This window comes from Roseateles saccharophilus, from assembly GCF_004342485.1.
Classification (GTDB): Bacteria; Pseudomonadota; Gammaproteobacteria; order Burkholderiales; family Burkholderiaceae_C; genus Pelomonas; species Pelomonas saccharophila.
Window position 1 is genome coordinate 1 of record NZ_SMBU01000048.1, and the last position, 14825, is coordinate 14825.

The 14825-nt window shown below is 68.2% G+C and carries 20 protein-coding genes and 1 pseudogene; 19 read left to right on the plus strand and 2 right to left on the minus strand.

Annotated features, from left to right (window positions below):
• The 7 genes and pseudogenes from EV671_RS23745 to EV671_RS23775 all read left to right on the plus strand — a co-directional run.
• A pseudogene (locus EV671_RS23745) lies at positions 1 to 419 on the plus strand (branched-chain amino acid ABC transporter permease); the annotation flags it as partial.
• Positions 420 to 642: 223 nt separating this feature from the next.
• Complete coding sequence (locus tag EV671_RS23750) at positions 643 to 1707, plus strand: branched-chain amino acid ABC transporter permease (protein WP_132576399.1); 1065 nt, start codon at positions 643 to 645, stop codon at positions 1705 to 1707.
• Between the two features lie 23 nt (positions 1708 to 1730).
• Positions 1731 to 3047 carry an ABC transporter substrate-binding protein gene (locus EV671_RS23755; RefSeq protein WP_132576400.1) on the plus strand — a complete coding sequence of 439 codons (1317 nt, stop codon included), beginning with the start codon at positions 1731 to 1733 and terminating at the stop codon, positions 3045 to 3047.
• Between the two features lie 157 nt (positions 3048 to 3204).
• Positions 3205 to 4011 carry an ABC transporter ATP-binding protein gene (locus EV671_RS23760; RefSeq protein WP_132576401.1) on the plus strand — a complete coding sequence of 269 codons (807 nt, stop codon included), beginning with the start codon at positions 3205 to 3207 and terminating at the stop codon, positions 4009 to 4011.
• Positions 4012 to 4209: 198 nt separating this feature from the next.
• Positions 4210 to 4509, plus strand: a complete 300-nt coding sequence (locus tag EV671_RS23765) for a hypothetical protein (RefSeq protein WP_132576402.1) — start codon at positions 4210 to 4212, stop codon at positions 4507 to 4509.
• On the plus strand, positions 4506 to 5738 hold the full coding sequence (locus tag EV671_RS23770) for a phenylacetate--CoA ligase family protein (protein WP_132576403.1): 1233 nt from the start codon (positions 4506 to 4508) through the stop codon (positions 5736 to 5738). The genes EV671_RS23765 and EV671_RS23770 overlap by 4 nt, the downstream gene beginning before the upstream one ends.
• A gap of 160 nt (positions 5739 to 5898) precedes the next feature.
• Positions 5899 to 6432, plus strand: coding sequence for a hypothetical protein (locus EV671_RS23775; RefSeq protein WP_132576404.1), 534 nt, complete (start codon positions 5899 to 5901; stop codon positions 6430 to 6432).
• A 15-nt stretch (positions 6433 to 6447) separates the two neighbouring features.
• On the opposite strand, the gene dtd is transcribed toward EV671_RS23775, so the two are convergent.
• Both dtd and EV671_RS23785 read right to left on the minus strand, forming a co-directional pair.
• A complete protein-coding gene (dtd, locus tag EV671_RS23780; protein WP_132576405.1) occupies positions 6448 to 6894 on the minus strand; it encodes a D-aminoacyl-tRNA deacylase in 447 nt (148 codons plus the stop codon).
• Positions 6891 to 7784, minus strand: a complete 894-nt coding sequence (locus EV671_RS23785; RefSeq protein ID WP_132576406.1) for a cation diffusion facilitator family transporter — start codon at positions 7782 to 7784, stop codon at positions 6891 to 6893. Before EV671_RS23785 ends, dtd begins: the two co-directional genes overlap by 4 nt.
• Positions 7785 to 7865: 81 nt before the next feature.
• On the opposite strand from EV671_RS23785, the gene argB reads away from it, so the two are divergent.
• The 12 genes from argB to tatC all read left to right on the plus strand — a co-directional run bounded on the left by argB (position 7866) and on the right by tatC (position 14822).
• Positions 7866 to 8771 carry an acetylglutamate kinase gene (gene argB, locus EV671_RS23790; RefSeq protein ID WP_132576407.1) on the plus strand — a complete coding sequence of 302 codons (906 nt, stop codon included), beginning with the start codon at positions 7866 to 7868 and terminating at the stop codon, positions 8769 to 8771.
• Positions 8768 to 9451 (plus strand): pyrimidine 5'-nucleotidase, encoded by a 684-nt coding sequence (locus EV671_RS23795; RefSeq protein ID WP_132576408.1) that lies wholly within the window; start codon positions 8768 to 8770, stop codon positions 9449 to 9451. Before argB ends, EV671_RS23795 begins: the two co-directional genes overlap by 4 nt.
• A 78-nt stretch (positions 9452 to 9529) precedes the next feature.
• Positions 9530 to 10216, plus strand: coding sequence for a response regulator (locus EV671_RS23800; protein WP_132576409.1), 687 nt, complete (start codon positions 9530 to 9532; stop codon positions 10214 to 10216).
• A gap of 10 nt (positions 10217 to 10226) precedes the next feature.
• Positions 10227 to 10859, plus strand: a complete 633-nt coding sequence (slmA, locus tag EV671_RS23805) for a nucleoid occlusion factor SlmA (RefSeq protein ID WP_132576410.1) — start codon at positions 10227 to 10229, stop codon at positions 10857 to 10859.
• Between the two features lie 39 nt (positions 10860 to 10898).
• A complete protein-coding gene (locus tag EV671_RS23810; RefSeq protein WP_132576411.1) occupies positions 10899 to 11765 on the plus strand; it encodes an ATP-binding protein in 867 nt (288 codons plus the stop codon).
• Positions 11762 to 12190 (plus strand): NUDIX domain-containing protein, encoded by a 429-nt coding sequence (locus EV671_RS23815; RefSeq protein ID WP_132576412.1) that lies wholly within the window; start codon positions 11762 to 11764, stop codon positions 12188 to 12190. The genes EV671_RS23810 and EV671_RS23815 overlap by 4 nt, the downstream gene beginning before the upstream one ends.
• Before the next feature lie 4 nt (positions 12191 to 12194).
• Positions 12195 to 12584 (plus strand): phosphoribosyl-AMP cyclohydrolase, encoded by a 390-nt coding sequence (gene hisI, locus EV671_RS23820; protein WP_132576413.1) that lies wholly within the window; start codon positions 12195 to 12197, stop codon positions 12582 to 12584.
• Positions 12577 to 12900: a phosphoribosyl-ATP diphosphatase gene (locus EV671_RS23825; protein ID WP_132576414.1), complete on the plus strand. Its 324-nt coding sequence runs from the start codon at positions 12577 to 12579 to the stop codon at positions 12898 to 12900. Before hisI ends, EV671_RS23825 begins: the two co-directional genes overlap by 8 nt.
• Positions 12900 to 13247, plus strand: a complete 348-nt coding sequence (locus tag EV671_RS23830) for a histidine triad nucleotide-binding protein (protein ID WP_132576415.1) — start codon at positions 12900 to 12902, stop codon at positions 13245 to 13247. The genes EV671_RS23825 and EV671_RS23830 overlap by 1 nt, the downstream gene beginning before the upstream one ends.
• Before the next feature lie 60 nt (positions 13248 to 13307).
• Complete coding sequence (gene tatA, locus EV671_RS23835) at positions 13308 to 13541, plus strand: Sec-independent protein translocase subunit TatA (protein ID WP_132576416.1); 234 nt, start codon at positions 13308 to 13310, stop codon at positions 13539 to 13541.
• Positions 13542 to 13560: 19 nt separating this feature from the next.
• The gene (tatB, locus tag EV671_RS23840) at positions 13561 to 14043 is read left to right on the plus strand and encodes a Sec-independent protein translocase protein TatB (protein ID WP_132576417.1); all 483 of its coding nucleotides are present in this window, start codon (positions 13561 to 13563) and stop codon (positions 14041 to 14043) included.
• A complete protein-coding gene (gene tatC / locus EV671_RS23845; protein WP_132576418.1) occupies positions 14040 to 14822 on the plus strand; it encodes a twin-arginine translocase subunit TatC in 783 nt (260 codons plus the stop codon). Before tatB ends, tatC begins: the two co-directional genes overlap by 4 nt.
• The last annotated feature ends 3 nt before the right edge of the window (positions 14823 to 14825 follow it).

Sequence of the window (14825 nt, forward strand, 5' to 3'; positions counted from 1 at the left end):
GTCATGACGGCGCTGCCGTTCGCCTTGTAGCGCAACAACACCATCGTTTCTTCGCGAACGCCGGGCGCGGTCATGGGCCTGGGATGCTCTCAAGGATCTGGGTGATCGTCTGGAGCGTGGCCGGCTTCGTCGCGCTGGTGGCCGGGATGATCTGGGGCAGCAAGCTGGGCGTGCAGTTCTCGCTGTCCCTCGTCGCGCTGAAGGCGCTGCCCGTCGTCATCCTCGGCGGGCTGACCAGTGTGCCGGGCGCCATCGTCGGCGGCCTGCTGATCGGCGTCGGCGAGAAGCTGTCGGAGGCCTATCTCGGGCCCCATCTCGGCGGCGGCATCGAATATTGGTTCGGGTACGTGCTTGTGCTCGTCGTGTTGCTGGTGAGGCCTCAGGGTCTTTTCGGCGAAAAGATCATTGATCGCGTATGACGCGATCGATTCGACATTCGATGGAGGTTGGCTTGCGAAGCAAGACAAGCGAAGCGCACCCGAATCGAAGGGCGGCGGCTCGCGCCTGCGCGGGACGCGGAACGAAGACAGTTGACGGCCTTCTGGCCGGCAACTGGCAAAAGATCATTGATCGAGTCTGATGACCTTGCGGGACAGACCGCCCGAGCGAAGCGAGTAGCTCTGTCCTCAACTGACTAAGAACATGCTCTACAGAGAAAACGGCCAATTCAAGACGAGCTACGCGGCGGACAGCCAGATCCTGCCGATCCGCCAGGACCGCATTGCGATGGCGCTGCTGCTCGCCGTGGCCTTCGTCGTCGTGCCGATGGCGTCCAGCGAATACCTGCTGCGCGCCGTCCTCATCCCTTTCCTCATCCTCAGCCTCGCCGCGCTGGGCCTGAACGTGCTGGTGGGCTACTGCGGCCAGATCTCGCTGGGCTCGGGTGCCTTCATGGCCGTGGGCGCCTATGTGGCCTACAACTGCCAGGCGCGCGTCGAGGGCATGCCGCTGATCGTCTCGCTGCTGGCCGGCGGCCTGGGGGCGACGGTGCTGGGCGTGGCCTTCGGCCTGCCGTCGCTGCGCATCAAAGGGCTCTACCTCGCGGTGGCCACGCTGGCGGCGCAGTTCTTCGTCGACTGGGCCTGCCTGCGCTTGAAGTGGGTCACCAACGACTCGACCTCGGGCTCGGTGGGCGTGGCCGACCTGAACCTCTTCGGCCTCAGCGTCGAGTCGCCGCAGGCGCGCTATCTGCTGTGCCTGGGCCTGGTCGTGGTGTTTGCTCTCGCGACCAAGAACATCGTGCGCGGCCATATCGGCCGCTCCTGGATGGCCATGCGCGACATGGACGTGGCGGCCAGCGTCATCGGCATCCGGCCCATGCAGGCCAAGCTCAGCGCCTTCGCGGTCAGCAGCTTCATCATCGGCGTGGCCGGTGCGCTGTGGGGCTTCGTCCACCTGGGTTCCTGGGAGCCGGCGGCCTTCGGCATCAACCGTTCGTTCGACCTGCTTTTCATGGTCATCATCGGCGGCCTCGGCTCGATCTCGGGCGCCTTCTTCGGCGCGGCCTTCATCGTCGTGCTGCCGCTGATCCTGGACAAGCTGCCCTACTGGACCGGCCTGCCCATCGACACCGCCACCGCTTCGCATCTCGCGCTGATGATCTTCGGCGCGCTGATCGTCTTCTTCCTCATCAAGGAACCCCACGGCCTGGCGCGGCTCTGGGCCACTGCCAAAGAGAAATTGCGCCTCTGGCCATTCCCGCATTGATACCCACAACAGGAGACAGCCCCATGAAGACCTTCATCACCTGCGCGGCCCTGGCCGCCCTGCAACTCGTCGTGGCACCGGCCGCGGTGGCCCAGGCCAAGGAGCAGTTCTTCCCGTTGCTGGTGTATCGCACCGGACCCTATTCGCCCAACGGCACGCCCTGGGCCAATGGCAAGCAGGACTACATCAAGCTCATCAACGCGCGTGACGGCGGCGTCAACGGCGTCAAGCTGAGCTTCGAGGAGTGCGAGACCGGCTACGCGACCGACAAGGGCGTGGAGTGCTACGAGCGCCTGAAGGGCAAGGGCGCCAGCCTGTTCGACCCGCAGGCCACCGGTATCACCTTCGCGCTGACCGACAAGGTCGCCGCCGACAAGATCCCGCTGATCACGCTGGGCTACGGCCTGTCGGCCTCGGCCGACGGCGGGGTGTTCGCGTGGAACTTCCCGCTGATGGGCAGCTACTGGACGGCGGCCGACATCCTCATCCAGCACATCGCCAAGAAGGAAGGCGGCCTGGACAAGCTCAAGGGCAAGAAGATCGCCCTGGTCTACCACGACAGCCCCTTCGGCAAGGAGCCCATTCCGCTGCTGGACGAGCGGCAGAAGATGCATGGCTTCGAACTCATCAAGATCCCGGTCACCGCGCCGGGGGTGGAGCAGAAGTCGGCCTGGCTGGAAGTACGCAAGCAGCGGCCCGACTATGTGCTGCTGTGGGGCTGGGGCGTCATGAACTCCACTGCGCTGAAGGAGGCCCAGGCCACCGGCTACCCGCGCGAGAAGATGTACGGCGTCTGGTGGTCGGGCGCCGAGCCCGATGTGAAGGACGTGGGCGAGGGTGCCAAGGGCTACAACGCGCTGAACCTCAACACCTCGGGCCAGAGCCCGAAGGTCATCCAGGACATCCTGAAGTTCGTACACGCCAAGGGCCAGGGCACGGGCCCGAAGGACGAAGTCGGCTCGGTGCTCTACACCCGCGGCGTCGTGATCCAGGCGCTGGCCGTGGAGGCCGTGCGGCGTGCGCAGGAGCGCTTCGGCAAAGGCAAGGTCATGACGGGCGAGCAGGTGCGCTGGGGCCTGGAGAACCTGGCGCTCGACGACAAGAAGCTGGCCGCGCTGGGCCTGACCGGCGTGATCCGCCCGGTCAGCACGAGCTGCTCCGACCACCAGGGCTCCACCTGGGCGCGCGTGCACACCTGGGACGGCGCGAAGTGGAACTTCAGCAGCGACTGGTACGAGGCCGATGCGCAGATCATCAAGCCGATGGTGAAGGCGGCGGCCGACAAGTACGCGGGCGAGAGGAAGATCACCCGCCGCACGCCTGCCGATTGCCAAAGCTGAGCCGCTGCGCGGCCCAGCTCTGAAGAGCCGATGAACGCCCGCTCCCACCCCTTCCCCGCCCTCCGAGAGGGCGGGGTGTCGCAGCCCCACCCCCTACCCCTCCCCCGTGGGGAGGGGCGCAGTCCGCGGACGCCAGTCTTCTGAAGCGAGAGTTGCCATGAGCCCACCGCTCCTCAACGTCAACGGCATCGAGGTCATCTACAACCACGTGATCCTCGTGCTCAAGGGCGTCTCCCTGCAGGTGCGCGAGGGCAGCGTCGTGGCCCTGCTCGGCGGCAATGGCGCCGGCAAGACGACGACGCTGCGCGCCGTGTCCAACCTGCTCGAAGGCGAGCGCGGCGAGGTGACCAAGGGCAGCATCGAGCTGCGCGGCGAGCGCATCGAGAAGCTGTCCACGGCGGCCATGGTCGAGCGCGGCGTCGTGCAGGTCATGGAGGGGCGGCATTGCTTCGCCCACCTGAGCATCGAAGAGAACCTGATGACCGGCGCCTACACGCGCAAGGACGGGCGCGCGGCCGTGGCCGCGACGCTGGAAAAGGTCTATGCCTACTTCCCGCGGCTGAAGACGCGCCGCGGCAGCCAGGCCGCTTACACCTCGGGCGGCGAGCAGCAGATGTGCGCCATCGGCCGCGCGCTGATGGCCAACCCGAAGATGGTGCTGCTGGACGAGCCCTCGATGGGCCTGGCGCCGCAGATCGTCGAGGAGGTGTTCGAGATCGTGCGCGACCTCAACGCCAAGGAGGGCACGACCTTCCTGCTCGCCGAGCAGAACACCGGCATGGCGCTGCGCTACGCCGACTACGGCTACATCCTGGAGAACGGCCGCGTCGTGATGGACGGCTCGGCCGCCGACCTGCGCGAGAACGAGGACGTCAAGGAGTTCTACCTCGGTGTCGGCGGCGAGGGGCGGCGCAGCTTCAAGGACGTCAAGTCCTACAAGCGCCGCAAGCGCTGGCTGGCATGACCCACCCCCTACGCGCTTCGCACTGCCAAAGCCGGCGGCTTCGGCCTTCGGCAGGCACAAAGAGTCCTCAGGACTCTTTGTGTCCGGCCTCAGCCCCCTCAAGGGGGCACTGCCGGTGGCCCGGCAAAGCCGGTTCCACGGCAGTCGCTCGGCTGGTGCCGAGTTGCCGCGCGGGGCAGCGCTCGAAGGAGGCTTTTGATGAGTGATGAGAGTTGGAACATCGCTGCACCGCCTTTCAACCCGGAGGCCACGCTGCAGACGCTGAAGCGCTTCCTGCGTGATCAGCATGTGCTGGCCGAGCGCAGCGAGGGCTGGCTGCTGAATGGCCGGCTTGTGCTCAAGCTGGCCGTCGACGGCGGCAGCCTCAAGGCGCAGCTCGCCAAGCGTCCCGCGCACGCGCCGGAGTGGGAGGCGTTCAGCGTGAAGTCGACGCCCGACTCGCGCAAGCTGCAGGACGAGATCAAGCGCCGCCTGTTGCGCTGGAGGAGCGACGAGTGAGCGACTTCTTCGACCCGCTGGAGACCCGCGACCCCGCCGCGCGCGAGGCCGCGCTGATGGCCGCGCTGCCGGCCCAAATCGCGCATGCCCAGGCCAGCAGCACGGCCTACACCGAGCTGCTGGCCGGCGTCGATGCGGCAGCCGTCAGCTCGCGCGCCGCGCTGGCCCGGCTGCCGCTGACGCGCAAGAGCAGCCTGAGCGCGGCCCAGGCCGCGCGCCGCACGCTGCGCCTGGGCGGCTATGCGGCCGGCATGCCGCGGCGCATCTTCCAGTCGCCGGGGCCGCTGTACGAACCCGAGCCGGACGCCGATGGTGCCGACCCCTGGCGCATCGCCCGCGCGCTGCATGCGGCCGGCATCCGCGCCGGCCAGCTCGCCCATGTCGGGTTCAGCTATCACCTGACACCGGCCGGCGCGATGATGGAAGCCGGGCTGCGCGCCCTTGGTGCGGCCAGCTTCCCGGGCGGCGTCGGCAACACCGAGCTGCAATTGCGGGCCCTGCTGGACCTGCAGCCCGAGGCCTATGCCGGCACACCCAGCCTGCTGCGCATCCTGCTGGAGAAGGCCGCCGATGCGGGCCAGGCGCTGTCGCTGCGCCGCGCCCTGGTCAGCGGCGAGGCCTGCCCGCCGGCCTTGGTGGCCTGGTTCGCGGAGCGCGGCGTCCAGGCCTGCCAGTGCTATGCCACGGCCGACCTGGGCCTGATCGCCTACCAGACCGAGGCGCGCGAGGGCCTGGTCGTCGACGAGGGCGTCATCGTCGAGATCGTGCGCCCCGGCTCGGGCGAGCCCCTGCCCGAGGGCGAGGTCGGCGAGGTCGTCGTGACGACGCTCTCGCCCGGTTATCCGCTGATCCGCTTCGCCACCGGCGACCTGTCGGCCGTGCTGCCGGGGGCCAGCCCTTGCGGCCGCAGCAACCAGCGCCTGCGCGGTTGGCTGGGCCGCGCCGACCAGTCGGCCAAGGTGCGCGGCATGTTCGTGCATGCCGGCCAGCTGGCCGAGCTGCTGAAGCGCCACGCCGAGCTGCGCCGCGTGCGCCTCGTCGTCGACGGCGAGATGGCCGACGACCGCATGACCCTGCTGGCCGAGGTCGAGGGCGCACCGCAGGGCCTGGATGCCGCGGTCGCGGCGACGCTGCGCGAGCTGACCAAGCTGCGCGGCGAGGTCAGCCTCGTTGCCCCGGGCAGCCTGCCCAACGACGGCCGCGTCATCGAGGACCGGCGCTCGGTCTGAGGCCGTGCTTGCCCAGGCTTGAACCGCCAGGGCTGCCGATCTAAGCTGAAAGCACGCTGGGCGAGCGAGTCGCGTCGGGCGTGCCGGCCCGATGCGCGGGGATCCGCAGCGGTCGCGGCACCTCTGCGGTCCCCGGAACAGAAACGAGAGGAGGTGCGGCATGACAACCAGAACTGGGGTATGTGCCGCGGTGGCGCTGCTGGGCATGTTGTCGGTTTCGCCGGCCGCGTGGTCGCAGCAGCGGCAGAGGGTGTCCTTCGACGTGCCCGCCGAAAGCACCCAGTACACGCAGCAGCATGTGATCGACGTCGGCGACGCGCCGGGGCATCAGCTGCGCGTCTTCGAGATCCATCGGGTCTACGGCAAGAACGGGCCGATGGTCGATGGCACGCGTCTGAAGGAGTCGTGGACACACGGCCTGTCGGACTACACCGAGCTGAACGGCGGGGGCCAGGTCTATGTCACCTACCTGAGCGAGTCGGGCGAGCGGATCTATGCGCGCGGGCAGATCGCCGCGCATGCGACCGCCGATGGCGGCGGCAAGACGACGCGCAGCCTGGCGGCGCTGACCCTCGTGGGCGGCACGGGCCGGTTCCTCGGCATCCGCGGTGTCGTCAGGAGCGAGAACCTCGCCAACCCGAGCGCCGGCTCCAACACGAGCAAGGGCGATATGGAGTACTGGATGGAGAAGTGAGCACCGCCCTGGGCCTCAGGGGCCGGTCATCCGCATCGGGATCGTCACCGGCCCGTCGTTGACGAGGTGCACCTGCATGTCCGCGCCGAACTCGCCGCTGGCGACGAGCGGATGCTGGCGGCGCGCAACCGCCAGCGTGTGCTCGTAGAGGCACCGGCCCAGTTCGGCCGGCGCCGCGCCCGAGAAGCTCGGCCGGTTGCCGCCGGCCGTGTCGGCCGCCAGCGTGAACTGGCTGACGATGAGCAGGCCACCGCCCACGTCCTGCAGGCTGAGGTTCATCTTGCCGGCCTCGTCGCTGAAGATGCGCAGCTTCAGCACCTTGGCGATCAGCTTCTCGGCCGTGGCCTCGGTGTCCGCGGGCTCGGCGCAGACCAGCATCAGCAGCCCCTGCCCGATCTGGCCGACGATCCGCCCGCCCACCTCGACGCGGGCCTCCCGCACACGTTGCAGCAGCGCAATCACAGCAGGTCCTTGGGGTCGTCGAAATGCGCTTCGACGTCCATGGGCAGCAGCTGGATGCTGGCGCGCAGCCCCGGCACGGCGCTCATCAGCGCCTGCTCGACCGAGGTGCGCAGTGCCGCCGCGCGCCCGAGGCTCCAGCCTGCCGGCATGTGCATGTGCAGGTCGACGAAGCGGCGCTGCCCGGCCACGCGGCTGGTGACGTGGTCGAAGCGCAGCGTGTGCGGGTGGCAGAAGTCGTTCAGCACGGCCTGTACCTTGGACATGGACTCGGCGTCCAGCGCCTCGTCCATCAGGCCGCGCGTGGACTCGTGCATCAGGTGCACGCCCTCGCGCAGGATGTTCAGCGCCACCAGCGCGGCCAGCAGCGGGTCCAGCCACTGCCAGCCCGTGGCCATCACGCCGAGCAGGCCGACGACGACGCCGGCCGAGGTCCAGACATCGGTGATCAGGTGGCGGGCGTCGCCCTCCAGCGCGACCGAGCGCAGCTCGCGCGCCTTGCGCAGCATGGCCCAGGCCAGGCCGCCGTTCAGCGCCGAGCTGACGACGGCCAGCACGACGCCGACGCCCACCTGCTCCAGCGGTTCCGGATGGCGCCAGCGGTCGAAGGCGCCCCACAGGATGCCCATGGCCGCCGCGATGATGAGGATGCCCTCGAAGCCGCTCGAGAAATATTCGGCCTTGTGATGGCCATAGGGGTGCTCGGCATCGGGCGGCTGAGCCGCCAGCGTGACCATGACGAGGGCGAACACGGCGCCGGCCAGATTGACGAGGGATTCGAGGGCGTCGGCCGCGAGGCTGACCGAGCCGGTCCACCACCAGGCGGCGGTTTTCAGGACGATGGTCACGAGCGCGGTCGCGACGGAGAGCTTGAGGTAGGCGCTGGCTTGCATGGGTGGCATTGTGGCCAAGGGGCCGGCGCTCGGCCGGGCTGCGCTGTTCCTAGAATGCCGGCCATTCCCGGAGCCCCGAGCATGACCACCCCCCACGCCACCGACGTCGCCCACATCGCCCCGCGCGAGAAGGCCGAGATCCTCTCCCAGGCCCTGCCCTATATCCGCAAGTTCCATGGCAAGACCATCGTCATCAAGTACGGCGGCAATGCGATGACCGACCCGGAGCTGCAGCAGGACTTCGCCGAGGACGTGGTGCTGCTCAAGCTCGTCGGCCTGAATCCCGTCGTCGTGCATGGCGGCGGGCCGCAGATCGAGGATGCGCTGAACAAGCTGGGCAAGAAGGGCCACTTCATCCAGGGCATGCGCGTCACCGACGCCGAGACCATGGGCGTCGTCGAATGGGTGCTGGCCGGCGAGGTGCAGCAGGACATCGTCGGCCTGATCAATGCCGCGGGCGGTAAGGCCGTGGGCCTGACGGGCCGCGACGGCGGCATGATCCGCGCGAAGAAGCTCAAGATGCTGGACAAGGACGACCCCAGCAAGGAGCACGACATCGGCCAGGTCGGCGACATCGTCTCCATCGACCCCAGCGTCGTGAAGGCCCTGCAGGACGACCAGTTCATCCCCGTCGTCAGCCCCATCGGCTTCGGCGAGGCCAACGAGAGCTACAACATCAATGCCGACGTCGTTGCCGCCAAGCTGGCCACCGTGCTGCAGGCCGAGAAGCTGCTGATGCTGACCAATATCCGCGGCGTGCTGGACAAGGCCGGCGAGCTGATGACCGAGCTGACGCCGCGCCGCATCGACGAGCTGGTGGCCGACGGCACGATCAGCGGCGGCATGATTCCCAAGATCGCCGGCGCCATCGACGCGGCCAAGAGCGGCGTCAACGCCGTCCACATCATCGACGGCCGCGTGCCGCACGCGATGTTGCTGGAGATCCTGACGGACCAGGCCTACGGCACGATGATCAGCTCGCGATGAATCCACGCGATCGGGTCTGGCTGTTCGACCTCGACGACACGCTGCACAACGCTTCGCACCGCGCGTTCAAGGAGCTGAACGCATCGATGACGGCCTATATCGAGACCCACCTCGGCCTGACGACTGAGGAGGCCGTCGCGCTGCGCCACCGCTACTGGACGCGCTACGGCGCGACGCTGACCGGGCTGCAGCGCCATCATGGCGTCAAGCCGGCGCACTTCCTGCACGAGACGCATCGCCTGCCGGGGCTGGAGGCCCATCTGCACGGCCATGCCCATGACCTGGCCGCGCTGCGCCGCCTGCCCGGGCGCAAGCTGCTGATGACGAATGCGCCGCGCGGCTACGCCGAGCGCGTGCTGGCGGCGATCGGGCTCTCGGACGCCTTCGAGCGGCTGATCTGTGTCGAGGACATGGAGATCTTCGGCCACTCCCGGCCCAAGCCCGATGCGCGCATGTTCCGCGTCGTGCTCGCGCGGCTGAGGCTGGTGCCGGCGCGCTGCGTCCTCGTCGAGGACACGCTGATCCACCAGAAGACCGCGCGCGGCCTGGGGCTGAAGACGGTCTGGATGCAGCGCTGGCTGCGCAAGGCCGCCGAGGGCCGGCGCCTGCAGCACCGCCCCGCCTATGTCAGCCGGCGCGTACGCTCGCTGGCCGCGCTGGCCCGCTCCCCCCACTTCTGAAGGAAGGCACGGGCAATCTAGGGGGGTATCCTGGGCCGACAATGCGCACCCCAGCGCTTTGAACCTTGCAAAGAGTCAATGACCCCGTTCTCGGTCCTGATCGTCGAAGACCAAGCCCGCTTCAGGGAAGCGTTCACCCACGCCCTCGGCAGCGTGCCCGACATCGAATTGCTCGGCATCGCCCCTGACCTGCCCCAGGGCCGGCGCATGTTCGACCAACTCCAGCCCGACGTGTTGCTCGTCGACCTGGATCTGCCCGGCGGCAGCGGCATCGAGCTGATCCGCCACGCCGCCCAGACGCGACCGCAGTGCGAGGTCATGGTCATCTCGGTGTTCGGCGACGAGCAGCATGTCGTCGCCAGCATCGAGGCCGGCGCGACCGGCTATCTGCTGAAGGACAGCCTGGCGCTGGACCTGCCCGGCCAGCTGCGCTCGCTGCGCGCCGGCGGCAGCCCGATCAGCCCCGTCATCGCGCGCCGCCTGCTGGTGCGCCTGGCGCCCGGCGCCCAAGGGTCGACCGGCCCCTCGCCCGAGGCCATGGCCGCGACCATGGCCGACGAGGAGGTCGTCGCCCTGTCCGAGCAGGAGTCGCGCGTGCTGCACCTGGCGGCCAAGGGCTTCACCTTCGACGAGATCGCGAACTTCATGCAGGTTTCGCCGCACACGGTGATGACCTATGTGAAGCGGGTCTACCGCAAGCTGCACGTGCGCTCCAAGGTGGAAGCCATCTACGAGGCGCGCCGTCTCGGCTGGTTGAGGGACTAGCATCCTCGCCATGGACGCCGACCTGCCCGCCACCGACAGCCCCGCCGCTCCCAGGAAACGCCCCAAGCCCGGCGAGCGCCGCACGCAGATCCTGCAGGTGCTGGCCGGCATGCTGGAGCAGCCCGGCGCCGACCGCATCACGACGGCGGCGCTGGCGGCCAAGCTCGACGTCAGCGAGGCGGCGCTGTACCGCCACTTCGCCAGCAAGGCGCAGATGTTCGAGGCGCTGATCGACTTCATCGAGACCAGCGTCTTCGGCCTCGTCAACCAGATCGTCGACAACCCCCACCCGCTGCCGCCGCCGGGCAAGGCCGCGCGCATCGCCAGCGTAATGCTGCAGTTCGGCGAGAAGAACCCCGGCATGACGCGGGTCATGGTGGGCGACGCCCTGGTCTACGAGAACGAGCGCCTGGTGGCGCGCATGAACCAGTTCTTCGACCGCATCGAGTCCTCGCTGCGCCAGGTGCTGCGCGCCGCTGCCGAGGCGCAGGGCTCGCTGACGCCCACCGTGCAGGCCAATGCCCAGGCCTCGGTCTGGGTCAGCTTCATCATCGGCCGGCTGCAGCGCTATGCCCGCTCGGGCTTCAAGCGCCTGCCTACCGAGCAGCTCGAGGCCTCGCTAAGGGCGCTGGCGGGCGGCTGAGCCGCCGGGCGCGCGGCCCCGGCCGCCTAAACTGCGGCGATGTCTGCCGCGCTTGACTCCCTGATCGCCCGCGCCGAGGGCCTGCTGGCCCGGCTCGAGGCCGTGTTGCCCCACGCCGCCACGCCGCCCGATTGGGCCGCTTCCACCGCCTTCCGCGCCCGCCGCCGCCATGGCGCGCTGTGCCTGGAGCCGGTGCGCTCGGTCAGCCGCATCCTTCTCACCGACCTGCAGGAGGTGGAGCCGCAGAAGGAAAAGCTGCTGCGCAACACCACCCAGTTCGTCGCCGGCCGCCCGGCCAACAACGTGCTGCTGACGGGCGCCAAGGGCACGGGCAAGAGCTCGCTGATCAAGGCGGTGCTGAACGAGTTCGCGGGCCGCGGCCTGCGCCTGATCGAGGTCGACAAGGCCGACCTCGTCGACCTGCCGGACCTCATCGACCAGGTCGCGGGCCGGCCGGAGCGCTTCGTCGTTTTCTGCGACGACTTGAGCTTCGACGAAGGCGAGGCCGGCTACAAGGCGCTGAAGAGCGTGCTCGACGGCTCCGTCGCGGCCGCCAGTGACAACCTGCTGATCTACGCGACGAGCAACCGTCGCCACCTGCTGCCCGAGAAGATGGCCGACAACCTTGGCGGCAGCCACGGCGAGCATGGCGAGATCCACCCCGGCGAGGCGGTGGAGGAAAAGATCTCGCTGTCCGAGCGCTTCGGGCTGTGGATCAGCTTCTACCCCTTCAGCCAGAACGAATACCTGGCCATCGTGGCCCAGTGGCTGCGCCATTTCGGCCTGGACGAGGCCGCCATCGAGGCGGCACGCCAGCCGGCGCTGATCTGGGCGCTGGAGCGCGGTTCGCGCTCCGGCCGCGTGGCCTTCCAGTTCGCGCGTGACCTGGCGGGGCGCCAGGCATGAGCGAGCAACGTCCCATCACCGAGGTCGCGGTCGGCGTGCTCGTTGCGCCTGACGGCCAGTTCCTGCTGACGTCGAGGCCCGAAGGCAAGGTCTACGCCGGCTACTGGGAATTCCCGGGCGGCAAGGTCGAGCCGGGCGAGAGCATCGAGCAGGCGCTGGCGCGCGAACTGCGCGAGGAGATCGGCATCGAGATCGGCGCGGTCCACCCGTGGAAGGTAGAGATGTTCGACTATCCCCACGCGCTGGTGCGGCTGAACTTCTGCAAGGTGTTCGACTGGAGCGGCGAGTTCCAGATGCTCGAAGGCCAGCAGATGGCCTGGGCCAGCCTGCCGGTGCAGGTCAAGCCGGTGCTGCCCGGCACCTTCCCCGTGCTGGACTGGTTTGCCCAGGAGCGCAACCATGTCGGCCCGACTCACCTAGACTGAAATCATGAGCTGGCTAGACGAAGTGAAGTGGGATGACAGGGGCCTGGTGCCCGTCATCGCCCAGGAGCAGGGCACGGGCGACGTGCTGATGTTCGCGTGGATGAACCGCGAGGCGCTGGCGCTGACGGCCGAACGCGGCCAGGCTGTGTACTGGAGCCGCTCGCGCGGCAGGCTCTGGCACAAGGGCGAGGAAAGCGGCCACTTCCAGCAGGTGCATGCCATCCGCATGGACTGCGACAACGACGTCGTGCTGCTGACCATCACCCAGCTCGGCCACGAGCCGGGCATCGCCTGCCATACCGGCCGGCACAGCTGCTTTTTCCAGAAACTGGAGAACGGCGTCTGGAGCGCCGTCGAGCCGGTGCTGAAGGACCCCGCGAGAATTTATGACTGACGACATCCTCTGCCGCGTCGGCGCGGTCATCGAGTCCCGCAAGGGTGCCGACCCCGGCACCAGCTACGTCGCCAAGCTCTTCGACAAGGGCCTGGACGCCATCCTGAAGAAGGTCGGCGAGGAAGCCACCGAGACGGTGATGGCGGCCAAGGACGGCGACCCGAAGAAGGTCGTCTACGAGGTGGCCGACCTGTGGTTCCACAGCATGGTCGCGCTGGCGCATTTCGGCTTGAAGCCCGAGGACGTGTTGAACGAACTGGCCCGCCGTGAGGGCCTGTCCGGCCTGACCGAATTCGCCCAAAGAGGAAACAAGTGATGAGCGCAGACCCGAACTGCATCTTCTGCAAGATCGTCGCCGGCCAGATCCCGAGCAGGAAGGCCTACGAGGACGAAGACATCTTCGCCTTCCACGACATCCACCCCTGGGCGCCGGTGCATGTGCTCATCATCCCCAAGCGCCATATCGCGTCGATGGCCGACGTGACCGAAGCCGAGGCGGCCCTGCTGGGCAAGATGACCGCCCTGGGCACGAAGCTGATGAAGGAGCTGGGCGTGACCAACGGCTTCCGCCACGTCATCAACACCGGAGCGGACGGCGGCCAGGAGGTGTATCACCTGCATCTGCACGTGATGGGCGGGCCAAGGCCTTGGTTGAAAGGTTGACGGCCGGCTGGTCCGACACCGTCACCTAGAATTTGAGCCAGTCCACAAGGAGTCATCATCATGGGTTCATTCAGCATCTGGCACTGGCTGATCGTCCTGGTCGTCGTCATCGCCATCTTCGGCACCAAGAAGCTGCGCAATGTCGGTTCCGACCTCGGCGCCGCGGTCAAGGGTTTCAAGGACGGCATGAAGGAGGGCACGTCCGACACGCCGGCGGCACCGCCCCAGCAGGTCACGGCCAACAAGGCCCACGACCCCAACACGGTCGACGTCGACGCCAAGACCAAGTCCTGAGCCGTTGAGAAGCTGCTGAGTGCTTGATTTCGGCTTTGACAAGCTCGCGCTGATCGGCGCGGTGGCCTTGATCGTCATCGGCCCCGAGAAGCTGCCGCGCGTCGCCCGCACGGTGGGTACCTTGCTCGGCAAGGCGCAGCGCTATGTGGCCGACGTGAAGGCCGAGGTGAACCGCTCCATCGAGCTGGAGGAGCTTCAGAAGATGAAGTCCCAGTTCGAGACGGCGGCGCGCGATGTCGAGCAGAGCGTGCGCCAGGAGGTCGACTCGGCCACCCAGGCCTTCGACCAGACCTGGCGCGATGTGAGCGGCGAGGGGGCCTCCCTCGGGGCCGAGTCGGCCATCGCGCTGGCGCCGCCCGAGTACCGCCACCCGAAGAAGAACTGGCGCCTCAAGCGCGGCGCCACGCCGCTGTGGTTCAAGCAGAAGGCCGGCGTGCGCCGCCATACCCAGTCCGGCGCGGCGCGCGTCGCGCGCTTCCGGCCGCCCGGCCTGCGGAAATGAGCTCCTCCTTCCAAAAACCCGACCACGACGAGCTGGCAGGCACCGAGCAGCCCTTCGTCGCCCACCTGATGGAGCTGCGCGACCGGTTGTTGCGTGCCATCCTGGCCATCGGCATCTGCTTCGGCATTCTCGTCGTCTACCCCGGCCCAGGGCCGCTCTACGACCTGCTCGCCGCGCCGCTGGTGTCCCATCTGCCGGCCGGCACCAAGCTGATTGCCACCAACGTCATCGCGCCCTTCTTCGTGCCGCTGAAGATCACGCTGCTGGCCGGCTTCCTGCTGGCCCTGCCGGTGGTGCTCTACCAGGCCTGGGCCTTCGTCGCGCCGGGCCTGTACTCGCACGAAAAGCGCCTGGTGCTGCCGCTGGTGGTGTCGAGCACGCTGCTGTTCTTCGCCGGCGTGGCCTTCTGCTATTTCTTCGTCTTCGGCCAGGTCTTCAAGTTCATCCAGAACTTCGCGCCCAAGAGCATCACGGCGGCGCCCGACATCGAGGCCTATCTCGGCTTCGTGATGAATATGTTCATCGCCTTCGGCGCGGCCTTCGAGGTGCCGGTCATCGTCGTCGTGCTCGCGCGCATCGGCGTGGTGTCGGTGGACAAGCTGCGTGAATGGCGCGGCTATTTCATCGTCGTCGCCTTCATTGTCGCGGCCATCATCACGCCGCCCGACATCGTCTCGCAGTTGGCCCTGGCCATCCCGATGTGCCTGCTCTACGAGCTGGGCCTGCTGGCCGCCAGCTACTTCATCCGCAGCACCAAGGCGCCAGAAGACGCCGAGTAGCGC

Bases quoted from the DNA above. Each gene is read 5' to 3' on its own strand.
- EV671_RS23755 (WP_132576400.1), top strand. From the start codon at position 1,731: ATGAAGACCTTCATCACCTGCGCGGCCCTGGCCGCCCTGCAACTCGTC.
- EV671_RS23750 (WP_132576399.1), top strand. From the start codon at position 643: ATGCTCTACAGAGAAAACGGCCAATTCAAGACGAGCTACGCGGCGGAC.
- EV671_RS23765 (WP_132576402.1), top strand. From the start codon at position 4,210: ATGAGTGATGAGAGTTGGAACATCGCTGCACCGCCTTTCAACCCGGAG.
- EV671_RS23760 (WP_132576401.1), top strand. From the start codon at position 3,205: ATGAGCCCACCGCTCCTCAACGTCAACGGCATCGAGGTCATCTACAAC.
- EV671_RS23810 (WP_132576411.1), top strand. From the start codon at position 10,899: ATGTCTGCCGCGCTTGACTCCCTGATCGCCCGCGCCGAGGGCCTGCTG.
- tatC (WP_132576418.1), top strand. From the start codon at position 14,040: ATGAGCTCCTCCTTCCAAAAACCCGACCACGACGAGCTGGCAGGCACC.
- hisI (WP_132576413.1), top strand. From the start codon at position 12,195: ATGAGCTGGCTAGACGAAGTGAAGTGGGATGACAGGGGCCTGGTGCCC.
- EV671_RS23795 (WP_132576408.1), top strand. From the start codon at position 8,768: ATGAATCCACGCGATCGGGTCTGGCTGTTCGACCTCGACGACACGCTG.
- EV671_RS23815 (WP_132576412.1), top strand. From the start codon at position 11,762: ATGAGCGAGCAACGTCCCATCACCGAGGTCGCGGTCGGCGTGCTCGTT.
- EV671_RS23830 (WP_132576415.1), top strand. From the start codon at position 12,900: ATGAGCGCAGACCCGAACTGCATCTTCTGCAAGATCGTCGCCGGCCAG.
- argB (WP_132576407.1), top strand. From the start codon at position 7,866: ATGACCACCCCCCACGCCACCGACGTCGCCCACATCGCCCCGCGCGAG.
- EV671_RS23775 (WP_132576404.1), top strand. From the start codon at position 5,899: ATGACAACCAGAACTGGGGTATGTGCCGCGGTGGCGCTGCTGGGCATG.
- EV671_RS23825 (WP_132576414.1), top strand. From the start codon at position 12,577: ATGACTGACGACATCCTCTGCCGCGTCGGCGCGGTCATCGAGTCCCGC.
- tatA (WP_132576416.1), top strand. From the start codon at position 13,308: ATGGGTTCATTCAGCATCTGGCACTGGCTGATCGTCCTGGTCGTCGTC.
- EV671_RS23800 (WP_132576409.1), top strand. From the start codon at position 9,530: ATGACCCCGTTCTCGGTCCTGATCGTCGAAGACCAAGCCCGCTTCAGG.
- EV671_RS23785 (WP_132576406.1), bottom strand. From the start codon at position 7,784: ATGCAAGCCAGCGCCTACCTCAAGCTCTCCGTCGCGACCGCGCTCGTG.
- slmA (WP_132576410.1), top strand. From the start codon at position 10,227: ATGGACGCCGACCTGCCCGCCACCGACAGCCCCGCCGCTCCCAGGAAA.